The following is an 18014-nucleotide window of genomic DNA, read 5'->3' as shown; positions in this document are numbered from 1 at the left end:
TTTCTGCGGAGGTTAAGCATGTCGGCTCGACTGCTCGATGCCTTCACCCTGCAGAAGTGGTCGCACACCGCGGTCGGTGACCTCATCACCCACACCGACGAGATCAACCGGCTCAACGTGTTCCCGGTCGCCGACGCTGACACCGGCACGAACATGCTGTTCACGATGCGTTCGGCGTGGGCGCAAGCCGACGCCCTGGCCGGCGCCCGCGACGTCGCCGAGGTCGCTGCGGCGCTGGCGCGCGGCGCCATCCACGGGGCGCGCGGCAACTCCGGGGTGATCCTGTCCCAAATCCTGCGCGCGCTGGCCGAGGTCACCGCGGAAGCCTCGGCCGACCTGCGCGGTGGTCTCGACCGGGTGGACGGCCCGCTGTTCGCCGCCGCACTTCGCCACGCCGTGGTGCTGGTGATTCGGGCGATGGGCGAGGCCGTGCCGGGGACCATCGTCACCGTGCTCCAGGATGCGGCCGAGGCCGCCGAGCAGGCTTCGACCGACGGCGCCGAACTGCCCGACGTCGTGTGCAAGGCCGCGGATGCCGCGGCGCAGTCACTGGAGAGGACCACCGGCCAACTCGACGTGTTGGCGCGCGCGGGCGTGGTGGACGCGGGGGGCCGCGGCCTGCTGGTACTGCTGGACGCGATGAGCACGACACTGACCGACAGCGCCCCGCGGAGGCCGGAGTACGTCTCTGCGCGGCCGCCCGCCGACTCCGGTACCGCCCGGGTCGTCGCGGCGCCACAGTTCGAGGTGATGTACCTGCTCAGTGGATGTGATGCGGCGGGGGTCGAGAAATTGCGCAACGACCTCGACGCGCTGGGTGACTCGGTGGCCATCGCCGCCCCCTCTGACGGCAGCGGCCATTACTCGGTGCACGTGCATGCTGATGACGCCGGCGCCGCCGTCGAGGCGGGCCTCGCGGTGGGCGCGACAAGCCGCATCCAGATCACCGCCCTCACCGGCGCCGGCGCCCGCCCTGTCGGGTCGTGGTCGCGTGGACGGGCGGTGCTCGCCGTCGTCGACGGGCAGGGCGCCGAGGAGTTGTTCGCGGCCGAGGGCGCCCACGTGCTGCGACTCGAGGACGACGCGCCGGTGCGCGCCAAGCAACTGCTCCACGCGCTGGTCAACGCCGACGCAGGCCAGGCGATGATCCTGCCGAACGGATACGTCGCCGCCGAAGAACTGGTCGCCGGGTGCACAGCCGCGATGGGCTGGGGTGTGGACGTGGTACCCGTACCCACGGCGTCCATGGTTCAAGGCTTGGCGGCGCTGGCGGTCCATGACGACGCGCGCCAGGCCGTCGACGACGGATACACCATGGCCAGGGCGGCCGCCGGGGCCCGGCACGGATCCGTGCGGATCGCCACCGAAGAAGCGCTCACCTGGGCGGGGATGTGCAAGCCGGGCGACGGCCTGGGCATCTCCGGCGACGAGGTGCTGATCGTGGGTGAGGACCTGAGCGCGGCGGGAGCGGGGCTGATCGACCTGCTGCTGGCCGCCGGTGGTGAACTCGTCACGGTCCTCACCGGCGCCGGGGTCGACGAGGGTGTTGCCGCCGCACTCTCCGAGCACGTGCACGACCGGCACCTCGGCGTCGAACTGGTGACTTACCACACCGGCCACCGCGGCGATGCGCTGCTGATCGGGGTGGAGTAGCCGTGGCGACGCTGTCCGACCGTCTGGACTTCGTGCTCGGCAAGAAGGCCGCGGACCCGCTCGCCGAGCACTTCGGCATCCACACGGTCAACGATCTGCTGCGTCACTATCCCCGCAAGTACAGCGACGGGATGACCGTGCTCGACGAAGGCGAGGAGCTCGAAGAGGGCGAGCACGTCACGTTCGTCGACACCATCACCGAAACCCAAACCGGTGATATGAAGCCGCAGTTCGACAAGAAGACCAAGAAGATGAGGCAGCGCAAATGGTTGCGCGTCACGCTCGGTCGTCGAGGGCGCACGGTCACTGCGACGTTTTTCAACGCGGACTGGATGATGGACGGGCTGACCAAAGGAACGCGGCTGATGCTCTCGGGAGAGGTCAAGTACTTCCGCGGCACGTTGCAGTTGACGCACCCGGCGTTTCTCGTACTGGAGTCACCACGCGGCAAGACCTTCGGGACGAAGTCGCTCAAGACGATCGCGTCGACATCGGGAGCCACCGGCAACGAGCTACTTGCGGCGTTCGAACGTGAGTTCTTTCCGATCTACCCGGCAAGCGCCAAGGTGCAGACATGGGAGATCTACGCCTGTGTGCGTCAGGTGCTCGACGTGTTGGATCCGATCCCCGAACCGCTGCCCGAAACCTTTCTGCGACAACGTCATTTGATCACCGAGGATCAGGCGCTGCGGGCGATCCACACCGCGGAGAGGTCGGCCGACCGGGACGCGGCCGTCGCCCGTCTGACATACGACGAGGCCATCGGTCTGCAGTGGGCGCTGGTCGACCGACGCCACGGTGAGCGCAGCGAGTCCGGTCCGGTCGCCGAGCGCCGTGACGACGGGCTCGTCGCCGCCATGAGTGAACAGCTGCCGTTCGAATTGACCGACGGCCAGAAGGAAGTGCTCGACGTCATCTCGGGGGAGCTGGCCAACGCCCGGCCAATGAACCGCATGCTGCAGGGCGAGGTCGGTTCGGGCAAGACGATCGTCTCGGTGCTGGCGATGCTGCAGATGGTCGACGCCGGCTATCAGTGCGCCTTACTCGCGCCCACCGAAGTCCTCGCCGCACAACACGCCCGCTCCATCCGTGCCGTTCTCGGTCCGTTGGCGATGGCGGGTCAACTCGGTGGTGTGGACGGCGCCACCCGCATCGCGCTGCTGACCGGATCGATGACGGCGCAACAGAAACGCGCGGTACGCGACGAGGTCGACGGCGGTGAGGCGGGCATCGTCATCGGCACACACGCCTTGCTTCAGGACGCCGTCGAGTTCCACCGCCTCGGCCTGGTGGTCGTCGACGAGCAGCACCGGTTCGGCGTGGAGCAACGGGATCGGTTGCGCGGCAAGGCACCTGCGGGCATCACACCACATCTGTTGGTGATGACGGCCACCCCGATACCGCGCACCGTCGCCCTGACCTATTACGGCGACCTGGAGACCTCGACGCTGCGAGAGCTGCCGCGGGGCAGGCAACCGATCACCACCAACACCGTCTTTCTCAACGAGCACCCACGATGGCTGGACCGCGTATGGCAGCGCATCACCGAAGAGGTGAGCCAAGGCAGGCAGGCGTACGTGGTTGCCTCGCGGATCGACGAAAACGACAAGTCGGCCAACGACAAGGAGGCCGGTCCACCGCCGATCACGGTCGTCGAGTTGTTCGCCCGGCTCAGCCGCGGCCCGCTCGCCGGCCTCCGGCTCGGCCTCATGCACGGCAGGCTGCCCGCCGACGAGAAGGACGCCGTGATGGCCGCTTACCGCGCGGGTGACATCGACGTGCTGGTGTGCACGACGGTCATCGAAGTCGGCGTCGACGTGCCGAATGCGACGGTGATGGTGGTGATGGACGCCGACCGGTTCGGCATTAGCCAACTGCACCAGTTGCGCGGGCGGATCGGCCGCGGACAGCATCCGAGCCTGTGCCTGCTCGTCACCAAGCTCCCGCAGGGCTCCAAGGCCGGCGCCCGGCTGACCGCCGTCGCATCCACGTTGGACGGGTTCAAGCTCGCCGACCTCGACCTCTCCGAGCGGCAAGAGGGAGACGTGTTGGGCCTCAATCAATCCGGCCGCGCGATCACGCTGCGGTTCCTGTCGCTGCAGGAGCACCTCGACATCATCGTCACAGCGCGCGACTTCTGCGCACGGCTGTACGAGAACGATCCCGACAACCCGGGTATGGCGGCGTTGGCGGCCCCGTTCGTCAGCGACGACCGCGTCGAATTCCTGGACAAGGCATGAAGCGCGGGCATCTGCTGTGGCTGACGGCGATCGTCGCCCTCGCGGTGATCGTCGCCGTGCAGGCGGTCAACTCGGCAGGCGACCGGGCACAGTTCATCGCGCGCGCCGACATCCCGACCGTGGCTCCAGGCGTCGACGTTCTCGCCGGCGTCCCCGTCATACCGCTGCGAATTCGCGGATACGACTATCGCAGAGCCGCTTTCGGGGACAGCTGGACCGACGACAACTCGGCCCCGGGCGGGCACAACGGCTGCGACACCCGCAACGACATCCTCAACCGCGACCTCGACGACAAGACGTTCGTGTCGATCAAGCGTTGCCCTGACGCCGTTGCGACCGGCACGCTGCACGACCCGTACACCAACGCCGTCGTCGCCTTCACCCGCGGCGAGAAGACGGGCGCCGCAGTGCAGATCGACCACATCGTGCCGTTGGCGCTTGCCTGGGATCTCGGGGCGCGCAACTGGCCCGACGACCTGCGCGTCCGGTTCGCCAACGATCCGGCGAATCTCCTCGCGGTGGCCGGAAGCGCCAACCAGGACAAAGGGGATCAGGAGCCCGCGACCTGGATGCCACCCAATGCGGCGTTTCACTGTCAGTACGCGATGCAGTTCATCGCGGTGCTCCGCGGATACCGACTGCCGATCGACGCGCCGTCGGCCACCGCGCTGCGCGACGCCGCCGCCACCTGCCCGACGGGCTGAATTCCTCTAAGTGCTATGTGCCGGTATAGGTTTCGGGGTCCGGGCGAAACCGGGTGCCCTCGTCGAGGCCATTGAGTGAGGCCATCTCGTCGTCGGTGAGCTCGAAGTCGAACACCTCGAGGTTGGCGGCGATCCGCTCCGGTTTCGACGACCGGGCGATGACCGCGTTGCCGAGCTGAACGCTCCACCGGATCAACACCTGCGCGGCGGTCTTGCCGTGCGCCTGCGCCACCGACGTCACCGTCTCGTTTTCGAGCAGGCGGCCCACGCCCAGCGGGCCGTACGCCTGGGTGACGATGCCGTACCCGGCGTTGACCTCACGCAGCTCCGCCTGGCTGAGCAGCGGGTGCAGCTCGATCTGGTTGACCGCCGGGGTGAAGAACGACAGGTCGATCACGTCCGACAGGTGCTCGGCGTGGAAGTTGGCGACCCCGATCGACTTGGTGTCGCCGACCTCCTTGCGCTTCATCAACCCGCCCCAGCTGTCGACGTACTTGCCCTGTTCGCCGGCGGGCCAGTGGATCAGGTACAGGTCGACGTAGTCGAGCCCGAGCCTGCCCAGGCTCGCCTTGAGCGCGTCCTGCGACGACTGGAAGCCCAGATCGGAAGTGGCGAGCTTGGTGGTGACGAAGATCTCGTCACGAGGAACCCCGGACGCCTTGATGGCCCGTCCGACCGCTTCCTCGTTGCCGTATGAAGCGGCCGTGTCGATCAGCCGGTAACCGGCGGACAATGCCGCCAGCACCGCCTGCTCGGCCTCGGAGTCCGACAGCTCGCCGACGCCGAGTCCGAACACCGGCATCGTGTGGTCGTCGTTGAGCGTGACGGTCGGAACCGCAGCAGCATCGTCCGGCGATTCGGTCATTTCACCTACCCCGTGAATTCGAATGTTCGCGGATCGGGGCCCAACCGAGTGCCGTCGCCGAGCGTCGAGACGGACGCCATGTCCTGCTCGCTCAACTCGAAATCGAACACGTCGAAGTTGCTCACGATTCTCTCGGGGGTCACCGACTTCGGGATGACTATATTGCCGAGCTGCATATGCCACCTAATCAACACCTGGGCCGGTGTCTTCGCGTGCGCCTCGGCGACCGAGACCACGGTCTCTTTCGACAGCAGTGAACCCTGGCCGAGCGGACTCCACGCCTCGGTGGCGACGCCCATCTGGGCATGCATCTCGCGCAGCTCCTCCTGCTGCAGTAGCGGATGCAGTTCGATCTGGTTGACGGCCGGCACGATCCCGTTGGCGTCGACGAGTTCCCGCAGGTGTTCGGGCTCGAAGTTGCTCACCCCGATCGACCGGATGCGTCCCTGCTCACGCAGGTCGGCGAAAGCCTTGAAGGTTTCGACGAACGCGCCCTTGGCCGGCATCGGCCAGTGGATGAGGTACAGATCGAGGTAGTCGAGCCCCAGCCGGTCCATGCTCTTGTCGAATGCGCGCAGCGTGCTGTCGTAGCCCTGGTCGGAGTTCCACAGCTTGGTGGTGATGTAGACCTGATCGCGCGGCAGACCCGACTTCTTCAGTGCCTCGCCGACCTCGCGTTCGTTCTGGTACGCGGCGGCGGTGTCGATGTGGCGGTAGCCGGCCTCCAGCGCGGTCGCGACCGCGCGTTCGGTGTCCTCCCGCGGGGTCTGCCAAACTCCGAGCCCAACCTGCGGTATCGAATTACCGTCGTTCAACGTGATCGAGGGAGAAGCCATGAGCCAAAGTCTGCCAGGCGAGGCGCGGCCGGTCGTTCCGCCGAAGCGCGCGAAGGCGTCGATGGTCAGGGCCGGCGGCGTGACATCGCGTGCGATGCCGCGGATACCGGACGCCGTGAAGCGGCTGCTGCTGGGCGGTCGTTCTGTCGTCATCGATGGCAACACCCTCGACACGACCATGCAGCTGATGCTCGCCGGCCAGAAGACGGCAGGTCTTGGCGGACTGATGCTGAGTCCCGACGACGCCGAGGCGCGGGCGCTACTGGGAAAGCTGGCGGCAGCGTTCAAACAGAACATCCCCGTCGCGTCGGTGATGAACCTGGTGATACCGAGCCCCGAGGGCCCCGTACCCGCGCGCCACTACCGCCCTGCCGACGGCGACGGAGAACCGTTGCTGGTCTTCTACCACGGCGGTGGTCAGGTTGTCGGTGACCTCGATACGCACGACGACCTGTGCAGGCTGATCTGCCGGCAGGGCCGCATCCACGTCCTGTCGGTCGACTATCGGCTCGCCCCAGAGCACCCGGCGCCGGCGGGTAACGATGATGCTTTCGCCGCGTTCCGCTGGGCGCGCGAGCACGCCGCCGAACTCGGCGCGGACCCGGAGCGCGTCGCCGTCGGCGGTGACAGCGCCGGCGGCAACCAGGCCACGGTCGTCGCGCACCGCGCCCGCTCCGATGGGCCGCAACCCGCCCTGCAGTTCCTGCTGTACCCGGTGGTCAACTACCGCGACGAGACCCGGTCGCAGACCCTGTTCGACGACGGGTTCTTCCTCTCCCGAAACGACCTGCGGTGGTGTCGCGCCAAATACCTCAGCGGTGGAATCGACCCGGGCGACCCGCGCGTGTCGCCGCTGCTCGCCGACGACCTGTCGGGCTTGGCGCCGACGCTGATCGTCACCGCCGGTTTCGATCCGCTGCGCGACGAAGGAAGGCAGTACGCCGAGGCCATGCGGGCCGCCGGCGTTCGCGTCGACCACCGGGAGTTCGGATCGCTGATCCACGGCTTCGCGAACTTCTTCCCGTTCGGCGGTGACAGCGCCACCGCGATGGCCGAGGTCATCTCGGCGCTGCGCGCGCATCTGGCCCGCGGCTGACGGGGCGGCGGAATCGCGCCGGTACTCTTACCTGCGTGGCCTCGAAACCCAAGAAGACCCCGCGCTACGACCTGAAAGCGGCCGACCGCAAGCGGAACCGGGCTGTGCAGATCGGCCTGACCTCCGTTGTCGTGATCTTCGCGGTCGCGTTGGTGCTCTACATCGTGATGACCAAAGAAGACAAACCCGGTGAGGGCGAGACCAGGGCGGTCCGCGTCGCGTCGAGCAACGTGATCACCCAAGAGGGCACATCCGAGCCCAAAGCGGTGCTGGCACTCTACGAGGATTTCCTGTGCCCGGCGTGCGGGAACTTCGAGAAGCAGTTCGGCCCGACGATCAACCGGCTGATCGACAGCGGTGCGGTGGCCGTCGACTACAACATGGTGTCGATCCTCGACCGGGCGGGGCAGGGCTACTCGACCCGCGCGGCCAACGCCGGGTACTGCGTCGCCGAAGCGGACACCGAAGCCTTCCGGCGGTTCCACGGCGCGCTCTTCGCGCAACAGCCTCCCGAGGGTGTGGGACCCTTCCCGGACAACGCCCGGCTGATCGAGGTCGCCCGTCAGGCGGGGGTGACCGGTGAGGTTCCGGCCTGCATCAACGGGGGACGCTTCAACGACATGGTCAAGGGTCTGGCCAAGGCGAGCGGGGTCAACTCGACGCCGACCATCCGGATCAACGGTGAGGACTACTCGCCGTCGACACCCGACGCGCTGATCGCCGAGATCGAGAAGATCGTCGGCGAGGTGCCCGCACTGGACGCCGGCGCGCCGCCGCCCAACCCCGATCCGACCCAGCCGGCGAGGCCGTGACGCTCGCCGCGCCCGGGGCCGTCCAGCCGTCCGAACCCACGGCGCATGAGCCGGCGGGCCCGTCGGTGGGACGTCCGAGCGCGGTGTGGATCCTCATCGCGGGTGTGCTGGGGCTTGCCGCCGCGCTCGCGCTGACGGTCGAGAAAATCGAGCTGCTGATCGATCCGGAGTACATCCCGTCCTGCAGCTTCAATCCGGTGCTGTCCTGCGGCTCGGTGATGATCACGCCGCAGGCGTCCGCGTTCGGATTCCCCAACTCGCTGATCGGCATCATCTCGTTCACGATCGTGGTGGTGACCGGTGTGCTCGCGCTCGCCAAAGTCGAGTTGCCGCGCTGGTACTGGGCCGGCCTGGCCGTCGGCACGCTGTTGGGTGCCGCCTTCGTGCACTGGCTCATCTTCCAGAGCCTCTACCGCATCGGCGCGCTGTGCCCGTACTGCATGGTGGTGTGGGCGGTGACGATCCCGCTGTTGGTGGTCGTCGCGGTCATCGCGCTCGCGCCCCAACGCGGAAACACCGTTGCGCGAGTGCTGCACACGTGGCGGTGGTCCTTGGTCACGTTGTGGTTCACCGGCCTGCTCCTGCTGATCCTCGTGCGCTTCTGGAGCTACTGGTCCACGCTGATCTGATCCGCCCGGAGGTTAGAGTACGTGCGTGATCGCCCATGATCTCTAAAGTCCTGGTCGCCAATCGTGGCGAGATCGCGATCCGCGCTTTCCGGGCCGCCTACGAGATGGGGATCGACACCGTCGCGGTCTACCCGTACGAGGACCGCAACAGCGTGCACCGGCTGAAGGCCGACGAGTCCTACCAGATCGGCGAAACCGGCCATCCCGTGCGCGCGTACCTGTCGGTCGAGGAGATCATCCGGGTCGCAAAGCATGCGGGAGCCGACGCGGTCTATCCGGGATACGGCTTCCTGTCGGAGAATCCGGCCTTGGCGGCGGCGTGCGCGCAGGCCGGGATCACATTCGTCGGGCCCAGCGCCGATGTGCTCGAGCTGACGGGCAACAAGTCGCGGGCGATCGACGCGGCCCGCTCGGCCGGGCTGCCGGTGCTCAACTCGTCGGCCCCGTCGGCGTCGGCCGAGGAGTTGATGGCCGCCGCCGACGGCCTGGAGTTCCCGTTGTTCGTCAAAGCCGTGTCAGGGGGCGGCGGCCGGGGGATGCGGCGGGTCGCCGACATCGACGCGCTGGCCGACGCGATCGATGCCGCGGCGCGCGAAGCCGAGTCGGCGTTCGGCGACTCGACGCTGTATCTCGAACAGGCCGTGCTCAACCCTCGCCACATCGAGGTGCAGATCCTGGCCGACACCCACGGCAACGTGATGCACCTGTTCGAACGGGACTGCAGCGTGCAGCGCAGGCACCAGAAGGTCATCGAGCTCGCGCCCGCCCCGAACCTCTCAGACGAACTGCGGCAACGGATTTGCCAGGACGCGGTCGCGTTCGCCCGGCAGATCGGCTATACCTTCGCGGGCACCGTCGAGTTCCTGCTCGACGAGCGCGGCCATTACGTGTTCATCGAATGCAACCCGCGCATCCAGGTCGAGCACACGGTCACCGAAGAGATCACCGATGTCGACCTGGTGTCCAGCCAGTTGCGCATCGCCGATGGTGAGACGTTGGAGGGCCTGGGCTTGAGCCAGGAGGCGCTGCCGTCACCGCGTGGTTTCGCGCTGCAGTGCCGGATCACCACCGAGGACCCCGCCAACGGATTCCGGCCCGACACCGGCCGCATCACCGGATACCGCACCCCGGGCGGTGCGGGCATCCGGCTGGACGGCGGTACCCACCTGGGCGCGGAGATCAGTGCGCATTTCGACTCGATGCTGGTGAAGCTGACGTGTCGCGGACGCGACTTCGGCACCGCGGTGGCGCGGGCGCGCCGCGCGCTGGCCGAGTTCCGGATCCGCGGGGTGTCGACGAACATCCCGTTCCTGCAAGCGGTGGTCAACGATCCGGATTTCCGGGCCGGACGCATCACGACGTCGTTCATCGACGAACGCCCGTATCTGCTGACCGCCAGAACGCCCGCCGACCGCGGCACCAAGATCCTCAACTACCTGGCCGACGTGACGGTCAACCAGCCACACGGCCCGCGAACCGCGTCGGTGTACCCGCAGGACAAGCTGCCTGACATCGATCTGCAGGCGCCGGCGCCCGACGGCAGCAAGCAGCTGCTGACCGAGCTGGGCCCCGAGGGGTTCGCCCGCTGGCTGCGCGACTCCAAACCGTTGGGCCTCACCGACACGACATTCCGCGACGCCCACCAGTCGCTGCTGGCCACCCGGGTGCGTACCACCGGATTGTTGATGGTGGCGCCCTACGTCGCGCGGATGACCCCGCAGTTGCTCTCGCTCGAATGCTGGGGCGGGGCGACTTACGATGTGGCGCTTCGGTTCTTGAAGGAAGACCCGTGGGAGCGGCTGGCCGCGCTGCGGGAGGCCGTCCCGAACATCTGCCTGCAGATGCTGCTGCGCGGCCGCAACACCGTCGGTTACACCCCGTATCCGGAGACCGTCACCCACGCCTTCGTCGCCGAGGCGACGGCGACGGGCATCGACATCTACCGCATCTTCGACGCGCTCAACAACGTCGAATCCATGCGCCCGGCCATCGACGCGGTCCGCGAAACCGGCACGGCCATCGCCGAAGTCGCGATGAGCTACACCGGGGACCTGTCCGACCCCGGCGAGAACCTCTACACCCTGGACTACTACCTCAAGCTCGCCGAGCAGATTGTCGACGCGGGCGCCCACGTGCTGGCGATCAAGGACATGGCCGGGCTGTTGCGCCCGCACGCGGCGCACACATTGATCAGCGCTCTGCGCAGCCGCTTCGATCTGCCGGTGCACGTGCACACCCACGACACCCCGGGCGGCCAGTTGGCGACGTATCTGGCCGCGTGGCAGGCGGGCGCGAGCGCCGTCGACGGAGCATCGGCGCCGCTGGCCGGCACCACCAGCCAGCCCGCGCTGAGTTCGATCGTGGCCGCGACCGCGCACACCGAGTTCGACACCGGGTTGTCGCTGCAAGCGGTGTGCGACCTCGAACCGTATTGGGAGGCGCTGCGAAAGGTGTACGCGCCGTTCGATGTTGTGGCGTCTGGGCCTCCTTCTCCGACGGGGCGGGTGTATCACCACGAGATCCCCGGCGGTCAGCTGTCGAACCTGCGCCAGCAGGCGATCGCGCTCGGGTTCGGCGACCGCTTCGAGGAGATCGAAGCCAACTACGCCGCTGCCGACCGGGTGCTCGGCCGGCTCGTGAAGGTGACCCCGTCGTCGAAGGTGGTGGGCGACCTCGCGCTGGCGTTGCTCGGGGCCGGCATCAGCGCCGATGAATTCGCCTCGGACCCAGCGCGGCTCGACATTCCCGATTCGGTGATCGGATTTCTGCGCGGCGAACTCGGGGATCCGCCCGGCGGATGGCCCGAACCGCTGCGCACCAAGGCGTTGGCCGGTCGTGCGCCGGCCAAGTCGCAGGAGGAACTCAGCGAGGAGGACGAAGCGGTGCTCGCCCAGGCGGGCCCCAAGCGGCAGGCCGCGCTGAACCGGTTGCTGTTCCCCGGTCCGACAAAGGAACTCGAGGCCCACCGCGAGCAGTACGGTGACACGTCGAGCCTGTCGGCGAACCAGTTCTTCTACGGGTTGCGCAGCGACGAGGAGCATCGGGTCCGGTTGGAGCGGGGCGTCGAACTGCTGATCGGGCTCGAGGCGATCTCCGATCCCGACGAGCGCGGCATGCGGACCGTGATGTGCATCCTCAACGGCCAACTGCGGCCGGTACTGGTGCGGGACCGCAACGTCGCCAGCGACATCCCGACCGCGGAGAAGGCCGACAAGTCCAATCCCGACCACATCGCGGCACCCTTCGCCGGTGTGGTCAGCGTCGGCGTCTCCGTCGACGACGAGGTGCAGGCCGGTCAGACGGTCGCCACGATCGAGGCCATGAAGATGGAGGCCGCCATCACCGCACCCAAAGCGGGCAAGGTGAACCGGGTCGCGGTCTCGGACACGGCGCAGGTCGAAGGCGGCGATCTGCTGGTGGTGATCAGCTGACCCGCATCATTGCCGGCGCGTTGGGCGGTCGACGAATCACCGTGCCCCAGAACAGGTCTGGGGGAGGGACCCGTCCCACCACCGACCGGGTGCGAGAAGCGTTGTTCAACATGCTGGCTGCGCGCATCGACTTCGGCGGGATCGCGGTGCTCGATCTGTACGCCGGCTCGGGCGCGCTCGGGCTCGAGGCGCTCTCGCGCGGTGCGGCGGAGGCGACGTTCGTCGAGTCCGACCGGCGCGCCGCGGGCGTCATCGCCGACAACATCGAGGCGCTCGGTGTCACCGGGGCCAGCGTGCGGCGCGCCGCCGTCACCGAGGTGCTGGCCGCGGGCAGCTCGCGACCGGTCGACCTGGTCTTCGCCGATCCGCCGTACGACCTCACCGCCGAGCAGGTCGAGTCGGTGCTGATGCTGCTCGCCGAACGGGGTTGGGCCGGAGCGGGAACCGTCGTCGTGGTGGAACGCGCGGCAAGCGGACCCCCCCTGACGTGGCCGCCGGGCTGGCGGGCATGGCCGCCGCGCGCCTACGGCGACACCCGCCTGGAGCTTGCCGAGGCGCCGGAGCGGCCCTGCTAGCGTCATCGCTCATGAGCGGCGCGGTATGCCCGGGATCCTTCGACCCGGTCACCCTCGGGCACGTCGACGTCTTCGAACGCGCGGCCGCGCAGTTCGACGAGGTGATCGTGGCGGTTCTGGTCAATCCGAACAAGAAGGGCATGTTCACCCTCGACGAGCGCATCGCGATGATCGAGGAGGCCACCGAGCACCTGCCGAACCTGCGCGTCGAATCGGGTCAGGGCCTGGTGGTCGACTTCGCCCGGCAGCGCGGCGTCACAGCGATCGTCAAAGGACTGCGCTCTGGTACCGACTTCGAATACGAACTGCAGATGGCGCAGATGAACAAGCATATCGCCGGCGTCGACACCTTCTTCGTGGCCGCGACGCCGCAGTACTCGTTCGTGTCGTCGTCGTTGGCCAAGGAGGTCGCGTCGATGGGTGGCGATGTCTCCGAACTGCTTCCCGCCACGGTCAACACGCGTCTGCAGGCCAAGCTCAGCCAGGGTTAACCCGCCCCAGCCGGGGTAGTCAGGTGGAGGCGCACAGCCCATTCGCGCCCACACCACTACCGAGAATGCAGGAGGTTTCTGCCATGGCTGAAACGTTCGTCCAGAACACCGATGATGTCGTGAAGTTCCTGACCGACCAACACAACCTGATCAAGGACCTGTTTGAGGAGGTCTTCAGCGCCTCCGACGAGAAGGCCCGGGAGAAGGCGTTCACGGACCTGCGTCAACTCCTCGCCGTGCATGAGACCGCCGAGGAAATGGTGGTGCACCCGCGCGCGCGCAACGAGGTCGCCGACGGTGACGCGATCGTCGATGCGCGCCTCAAGGAGGAGCACGAGGCCAAGGAGTTCTTGTCGCGGCTCGAGAAGATGGATTTCGGATCCAAGGAATTCCTCGACGAACTCGCGAAGTTCCGCGACGACGTGGTGGAGCACGCCGAGCTCGAGGAGCACGAGGAATTCAACAAGTTGCAACGCAAGCTCGACGGTGACGACCTCAAGCGGATGGCAGGCGCCGTGCAGGCCGCGCAGGCGATCGCGCCGACCCGGCCGCATGCCGGCGTGGAATCGGCCAAGGCCAATTTCGCGGTCGGACCGTTCGCCTCGATGCTCGACCGCGCACGCGACCTCATCAGCGCGGCGGTGAAGTAGCCGGCCTCATCTGCCGCCGATTCTGAACCTGTGTTCGACTAATCGTGGATTTCTCGCGCACATGTTCAGTTTCGACGAGAACTCGCCCGCCCCCGGCCGGCCGGACGCCATCGGTGTGACGGCGACTGGGGGCGGGTTTTTCCGGTGAATTCGACCCCTCAACGCCGGGTTGACATAATGCGAGCAGCAATTCAGCCGGGAGTTGCGGCCTGGGGAGTGGAGCGACTCAGCAATCCATGAATTTCGGAGGTCCGGGGCGACACACCGGGCCGGAAGCTGAGTCACAGGGGTAACACCAGGCACACTAGTAACTGTCAACTACGCCTGGAGGGTGTTGCCGTGTACCGAGTTTTTGAGGCGCTCGACGAACTGAGCGCGATTGTGGAAGAAGCCCGCGGCGTGCCGATGACGGCGGGCTGCGTCGTGCCCCGCGGTGATGTCCTCGAGCTGATCGACGACATCAAGGACGCGATTCCCGGTGAGCTCGACGATGCCCAGGACGTCCTCGATGCCCGCGACGGGATGCTGCGCGAGGCCAAGGACCACTCCGACTCGATGGTGTCCACGGCCACCGCGGAGGCGGACTCCGTTCTGAACCACGCCCGCGCGGAGGCGGACCGGCTGCTTGCCGACGCGAAGGCGCAGGCCGATCGCATGGTGGCCGAGGCTCGCCAGCACAGCGAGCGGATGGTCGGAGAGGCCCGCGAGGAGGCCAACCGCGTCGCCGCCACCGCCAAGCGCGAGTACGAGGCCAGCACCGGACGGGCCAAGACCGAAGCCGACCGGCTCATCGAGAGCGGCAACCTCGCCTACGAGAAGGCTGTGCAAGAGGGCATCAAGGAACAGCAGCGCCTGGTGTCGCAGACCGAGATCGTGCAGACCGCGACCGCCGAGGCGACCCGGTTGATCGACTCGGCACACGCCGAGGCCGATCGACTGCGCGGCGAGTGCGACATCTACGTCGACAGCAAGCTCGCGGAGTTCGAGGACTTCCTCAATGGCACGTTGCGCTCCGTCGGTCGAGGTCGGCACCAACTTCGCACCGCCGCGGGCACGCACGACTACGCGGCCCGCTGAGCGCCAAGGGCCGCCAAGAATCCTCGCCGTAAAATCGGTACTTATGGCGACGCATGCCAAAGCGGCGGCGCATCGCGCGTCACAATCGCCGCTCGTGATCAACATTTCCCGGCTCGGTAGGCGGCCCGGGTCGATGATGGCCGTCTCCGAGACGGTGCCCAGCCCGTCACGCATCGGGCTGGACCTGATCGGGATCGACCAAGGAACACCGCTGACCCTTGACCTGCGCGTGGAGTCGGTGTCGGAAGGCGTCCTGGTCTCCGGGACGGTGTCCGCGCCGACGACAGGCGACTGCGCGCGATGCCTGACACCGGTCACCGGGGACGTCGAGATTCACCTCACCGAACTGTTCGCCTATCCCGACAGCGCCACCGACGAGACGACCGAAGCCGACGAGGTCGGTCGCGTCGTGGACGACACCGTCGACCTGGAGCAGCCGATCATCGACGCCGTCGGACTGGTGCTGCCGTTCGCGCCGCTGTGCGGTCCGGACTGCGCGGGCCTGTGCCCGGACTGCGGTGTGGCGTTGGCCACCGCCGAACCCGGTCACCGCCACGAGCGGATCGATGCGCGATGGGCGAAGCTGGCCGGCATGTTCGACACTGTCGGCGGAGCCGACGATCCGACTGAGGACACGCGTGAGTGACCGCGCCGCGCTGCTGGCGGCGCTGGGTGTCGATCTGCCCGACGAACTGCTCACCATGGCGCTCACCCATCGCAGCTACTCCTACGAGAACGGAGGCCTGCCGACCAACGAGCGATTGGAGTTTCTCGGCGACGCCGTGCTCGGACTGACCATCACCGAGGAGCTCTACCACCGGCACCCCGACAGGTCCGAAGGCGATCTGGCCAAGCTGCGCGCCAGCATCGTCAACACCCAGGCGCTCGCCGACGTCGGTCGTCAGTTGTCCGATGACGGGCTCGGTGCGCATCTGTTGCTCGGCAAGGGCGAGCTGAACTCGGGAGGCGCGGACAAGGCCAGCATTCTGGCCGACGGCGTCGAATCCCTGCTGGGCGCAATCTATTTGGAGCATGGCAACGCGATCGTCCGTGAGGTGATCCTGCGGCTGTTCGGCAAGCTGCTGGACACCGCGCCCACGCTGGGCGCCGGGCTGGACTGGAAGAGCAGCCTGCAGGAGTTGACCGCCTCGCGCGGCCTTGGCGCGCCGGCCTACGTCGTCACTTCGACGGGCCCGGACCACGACAAGGAGTTCACCGCGACCGTCGTGGTGACCGACACCGAATACGGCAGGGGCGTCGGGCGCACCAAGAAGGAGGCCGAACTGAAGGCGGCCGCGGCGGCGTGGAACGCGCTGACCGCCGAGGTAGATGCCTGAGCTTCCCGAGGTCGAAGTCGTCCGCCGCGGATTGGACGCACACGTCGTCGACAAGACCATCACCGCTGTGCGCGTGCATCATCCGCGCGCGGTGCGCCGGCACGAGGCCGGCCCCGCGGATCTGACTGCGCGGCTGCTGGATTCGCGCGTCATCGGCACCGGGCGCCGGGGCAAGTATCTGTGGCTGACACTGGACGACGGCTCCGCGCTGGTGGTGCACCTCGGCATGAGCGGGCAGATGCTCTTGGGTGAGGTGCCCAACGCGAACCATCTGCGCATCGCTGCGCTGCTGGACGACGGGACCGCGTTGAGCTTCGTCGACCAGCGCACGTTCGGCGGATGGATGCTCACCGACATGGTCACCGTCGACGGGACCGACGTTCCGGTGCCCGTCGCACACCTCGCGCGCGACCCACTCGATCCGCAGTTCAACCGCGACGGGGTCGTCAAGGTGTTGCGCACCAAGCACTCCGAGGTCAAACGTCAACTGCTCGACCAGACGGTGGTGTCGGGCATCGGCAACATCTATGCCGACGAGGCGCTGTGGCGCGCGAAGATCAACGGCGCCCGGCTGGCGTCGTCTCTGAGTCGGCCGAAGCTGGCCGAGCTGCTCGACGCGGCGGCGAAGGTGATGGGGGAGGCGCTCGCGCAGGGCGGGACGTCTTTCGACTCGCTGTATGTCAACGTCAACGGCGAGTCGGGCTACTTCGACCGGTCGCTGGACGCCTATGGGCGCGAAGGCGAACCGTGTCGACGCTGCGGGGCGATCATGCGGCGGGAGAAGTTCATGAACCGCTCGTCGTTCTACTGCCCGCGCTGCCAGCCCCGGCCGCGAGTTCGACGCAGCTAAACTTCCGCGAGCGACCGCGTCTGTACGCCGACACGCCGCAGAAATTTGGCAATTTGCGGTCGCTCACGGAGAAGAGGAGCCATGACCGAACTGTGGGTTGAGCGAACGGGGGCGCGGCGCTACACCGGACGCAGCTCGCGCGGCGCTGAGGTGCTCGTCGGCAGCGAGGACGTCGACGGCGTCTTCACGCCCGGCGAGCTGCTGAAGATCGCGCTCGCGGCCTGCAGCGGGATGGCCAGCGACGTGCCCCTGCAGCGGCGCCTTGGCGAGCAGTACCGCACCACGATCCGCGTCTCCGGGGACGCCGACCGCGAGCAGGAGCGCTACCCGCTGCTCGAAGAGCGGATGCAACTCGACCTGTCCGGGCTGTCCGAGCAGGAGCGGGCGCGCGTGCTGACGGTGGTCGAGCGCGCCATCGACCAGGTCTGCACCGTCGGCCGCACCCTCAAGTCTGGGACGGAAGTGACGTTTGAGGTAGATGATGCAGGAGTTAGCTGAGGTACGTCTGACGGCGTGGGTGCACGGGCACGTGCAAGGTGTCGGGTTCCGGTGGTGGACGCGCGCCCGTGCACTGGAACTGGGGCTCACCGGATTCGCGGCCAACAAGCCCGACGGCCGGGTTCAGGTGGTCGCACAGGGCCCACGCGAATCCTGTCAGAAGCTGCTTGACCTGCTGCAAAGCGGAGAAACGCCGGGTCGGGTCGACAACGTCGTCGCCGACTTCACAGAACCTCGCGACTCGCTACAAGGGTTCACCGAGCGATAGCC

General features: G+C 67.6%; 18 protein-coding genes. 16 read left to right on the top strand and 2 right to left on the bottom strand.

Translation table 11 applies throughout. From position 1 onward, the window contains the following. Nucleotides 1-18 precede the first annotated feature (18 nt). From AU198_RS24285 to AU198_RS24275, 3 genes are read left to right on the top strand one after another with little or no spacing between them, the layout of a single operon-like run. The gene (locus tag AU198_RS24285) at nucleotides 19-1653 is read left to right on the top strand and encodes a DAK2 domain-containing protein (protein WP_064351130.1); all 1635 of its coding nucleotides are present in this window, start codon (nucleotides 19-21) and stop codon (nucleotides 1651-1653) included. Between the two features lie 2 nt (nucleotides 1654-1655). Beyond that, nucleotides 1656-3893, top strand: a complete 2238-nt coding sequence (gene recG, locus AU198_RS24280; protein ID WP_064351129.1) for an ATP-dependent DNA helicase RecG — start codon at nucleotides 1656-1658, stop codon at nucleotides 3891-3893. Next, nucleotides 3890-4597 carry an HNH endonuclease family protein gene (locus AU198_RS24275; protein WP_064351128.1) on the top strand — a complete coding sequence of 236 codons (708 nt, stop codon included), beginning with the start codon at nucleotides 3890-3892 and terminating at the stop codon, nucleotides 4595-4597. The genes recG and AU198_RS24275 overlap by 4 nt, the downstream gene beginning before the upstream one ends. A gap of 13 nt (nucleotides 4598-4610) precedes the next feature. On the opposite strand, the gene AU198_RS24270 is transcribed toward AU198_RS24275, so the two are convergent. Then, complete coding sequence (locus tag AU198_RS24270) at nucleotides 4611-5462, bottom strand: aldo/keto reductase (RefSeq protein WP_064351127.1); 852 nt, start codon at nucleotides 5460-5462, stop codon at nucleotides 4611-4613. Nucleotides 5463-5467: 5 nt separating this feature from the next. Continuing rightward, nucleotides 5468-6298 (bottom strand): aldo/keto reductase, encoded by an 831-nt coding sequence (locus tag AU198_RS24265; protein ID WP_064351126.1) that lies wholly within the window; start codon nucleotides 6296-6298, stop codon nucleotides 5468-5470. On the opposite strand from AU198_RS24265, the gene AU198_RS24260 reads away from it, so the two are divergent. The 13 genes from AU198_RS24260 (at nucleotide 6297) to AU198_RS24200 (ending at nucleotide 18012) form a co-directional block, all read left to right on the top strand. Continuing rightward, the gene (locus tag AU198_RS24260; RefSeq protein WP_064351125.1) at nucleotides 6297-7394 is read left to right on the top strand and encodes an alpha/beta hydrolase; all 1098 of its coding nucleotides are present in this window, start codon (nucleotides 6297-6299) and stop codon (nucleotides 7392-7394) included. The two genes, AU198_RS24265 and AU198_RS24260, sit on opposite strands and share 2 nt — an antisense overlap. Before the next feature lie 35 nt (nucleotides 7395-7429). Then, nucleotides 7430-8206 carry a DsbA family protein gene (locus AU198_RS24255; RefSeq protein WP_064351124.1) on the top strand — a complete coding sequence of 259 codons (777 nt, stop codon included), beginning with the start codon at nucleotides 7430-7432 and terminating at the stop codon, nucleotides 8204-8206. Then, on the top strand, nucleotides 8203-8835 hold the full coding sequence (locus tag AU198_RS24250) for a vitamin K epoxide reductase family protein (protein WP_064351123.1): 633 nt from the start codon (nucleotides 8203-8205) through the stop codon (nucleotides 8833-8835). Before AU198_RS24255 ends, AU198_RS24250 begins: the two co-directional genes overlap by 4 nt. 35 nt (nucleotides 8836-8870) lie before the next feature. Beyond that, nucleotides 8871-12266 carry a pyruvate carboxylase gene (locus tag AU198_RS24245; RefSeq protein WP_064351122.1) on the top strand — a complete coding sequence of 1132 codons (3396 nt, stop codon included), beginning with the start codon at nucleotides 8871-8873 and terminating at the stop codon, nucleotides 12264-12266. Next, entirely contained in the window at nucleotides 12263-12841 is a 579-nt protein-coding gene (gene rsmD / locus AU198_RS24240; RefSeq protein ID WP_064351212.1) for a 16S rRNA (guanine(966)-N(2))-methyltransferase RsmD, read from the top strand. The genes AU198_RS24245 and rsmD overlap by 4 nt, the downstream gene beginning before the upstream one ends. Nucleotides 12842-12852: 11 nt before the next feature. After that, nucleotides 12853-13332 (top strand): pantetheine-phosphate adenylyltransferase, encoded by a 480-nt coding sequence (coaD, locus tag AU198_RS24235; protein WP_064351121.1) that lies wholly within the window; start codon nucleotides 12853-12855, stop codon nucleotides 13330-13332. Nucleotides 13333-13415: 83 nt separating this feature from the next. Next, nucleotides 13416-13982 (top strand): hemerythrin domain-containing protein, encoded by a 567-nt coding sequence (locus tag AU198_RS24230; protein WP_064351120.1) that lies wholly within the window; start codon nucleotides 13416-13418, stop codon nucleotides 13980-13982. Nucleotides 13983-14321: 339 nt separating this feature from the next. Further along, nucleotides 14322-15059 (top strand): cell division protein SepIVA, encoded by a 738-nt coding sequence (gene sepIVA, locus AU198_RS24225; RefSeq protein ID WP_064351119.1) that lies wholly within the window; start codon nucleotides 14322-14324, stop codon nucleotides 15057-15059. 43 nt (nucleotides 15060-15102) lie between these two features. After that, nucleotides 15103-15705 carry a YceD family protein gene (locus AU198_RS24220; RefSeq protein WP_064351118.1) on the top strand — a complete coding sequence of 201 codons (603 nt, stop codon included), beginning with the start codon at nucleotides 15103-15105 and terminating at the stop codon, nucleotides 15703-15705. Beyond that, the gene (gene rnc, locus AU198_RS24215; RefSeq protein WP_064351117.1) at nucleotides 15698-16396 is read left to right on the top strand and encodes a ribonuclease III; all 699 of its coding nucleotides are present in this window, start codon (nucleotides 15698-15700) and stop codon (nucleotides 16394-16396) included. Before AU198_RS24220 ends, rnc begins: the two co-directional genes overlap by 8 nt. Continuing rightward, on the top strand, nucleotides 16389-17246 hold the full coding sequence (mutM, locus tag AU198_RS24210; RefSeq protein ID WP_064351116.1) for a DNA-formamidopyrimidine glycosylase: 858 nt from the start codon (nucleotides 16389-16391) through the stop codon (nucleotides 17244-17246). The genes rnc and mutM overlap by 8 nt, the downstream gene beginning before the upstream one ends. 81 nt (nucleotides 17247-17327) lie before the next feature. Next, entirely contained in the window at nucleotides 17328-17744 is a 417-nt protein-coding gene (locus AU198_RS24205) for an OsmC family protein (protein ID WP_064351115.1), read from the top strand. After that, nucleotides 17728-18012 carry an acylphosphatase gene (locus tag AU198_RS24200; RefSeq protein WP_064351211.1) on the top strand — a complete coding sequence of 95 codons (285 nt, stop codon included), beginning with the start codon at nucleotides 17728-17730 and terminating at the stop codon, nucleotides 18010-18012. The genes AU198_RS24205 and AU198_RS24200 overlap by 17 nt, the downstream gene beginning before the upstream one ends. The last annotated feature ends 2 nt before the right edge of the window (nucleotides 18013-18014 follow it).

It is taken from the genome of Mycobacterium sp. GA-1199, from assembly GCF_001500045.1.
In the GTDB taxonomy this organism is placed as follows: Bacteria; Actinomycetota; Actinomycetes; order Mycobacteriales; family Mycobacteriaceae; genus Mycobacterium.
Note: the sequence above shows the minus strand (reverse complement) of the source record. Positions and strands in the feature narration are given on the sequence as shown.

What these genes read in the sequence shown, in the direction of transcription:
- AU198_RS24285 (WP_064351130.1), top strand. Translation starts at nt 19, where the DNA reads ATGTCGGCTCGACTGCTCGATGCCTTCACCCTGCAGAAGTGGTCGCAC.
- AU198_RS24275 (WP_064351128.1), top strand. Translation starts at nt 3,890, where the DNA reads ATGAAGCGCGGGCATCTGCTGTGGCTGACGGCGATCGTCGCCCTCGCG.
- AU198_RS24270 (WP_064351127.1), bottom strand. Translation starts at nt 5,462, where the DNA reads ATGACCGAATCGCCGGACGATGCTGCTGCGGTTCCGACCGTCACGCTC.
- AU198_RS24260 (WP_064351125.1), top strand. Translation starts at nt 6,297, where the DNA reads ATGAGCCAAAGTCTGCCAGGCGAGGCGCGGCCGGTCGTTCCGCCGAAG.
- AU198_RS24265 (WP_064351126.1), bottom strand. Translation starts at nt 6,298, where the DNA reads ATGGCTTCTCCCTCGATCACGTTGAACGACGGTAATTCGATACCGCAG.
- AU198_RS24245 (WP_064351122.1), top strand. Translation starts at nt 8,871, where the DNA reads ATGATCTCTAAAGTCCTGGTCGCCAATCGTGGCGAGATCGCGATCCGC.
- coaD (WP_064351121.1), top strand. Translation starts at nt 12,853, where the DNA reads ATGAGCGGCGCGGTATGCCCGGGATCCTTCGACCCGGTCACCCTCGGG.
- AU198_RS24230 (WP_064351120.1), top strand. Translation starts at nt 13,416, where the DNA reads ATGGCTGAAACGTTCGTCCAGAACACCGATGATGTCGTGAAGTTCCTG.
- AU198_RS24220 (WP_064351118.1), top strand. Translation starts at nt 15,103, where the DNA reads ATGGCGACGCATGCCAAAGCGGCGGCGCATCGCGCGTCACAATCGCCG.
- mutM (WP_064351116.1), top strand. Translation starts at nt 16,389, where the DNA reads ATGCCTGAGCTTCCCGAGGTCGAAGTCGTCCGCCGCGGATTGGACGCA.
- AU198_RS24205 (WP_064351115.1), top strand. Translation starts at nt 17,328, where the DNA reads ATGACCGAACTGTGGGTTGAGCGAACGGGGGCGCGGCGCTACACCGGA.
- AU198_RS24200 (WP_064351211.1), top strand. Translation starts at nt 17,728, where the DNA reads ATGCAGGAGTTAGCTGAGGTACGTCTGACGGCGTGGGTGCACGGGCAC.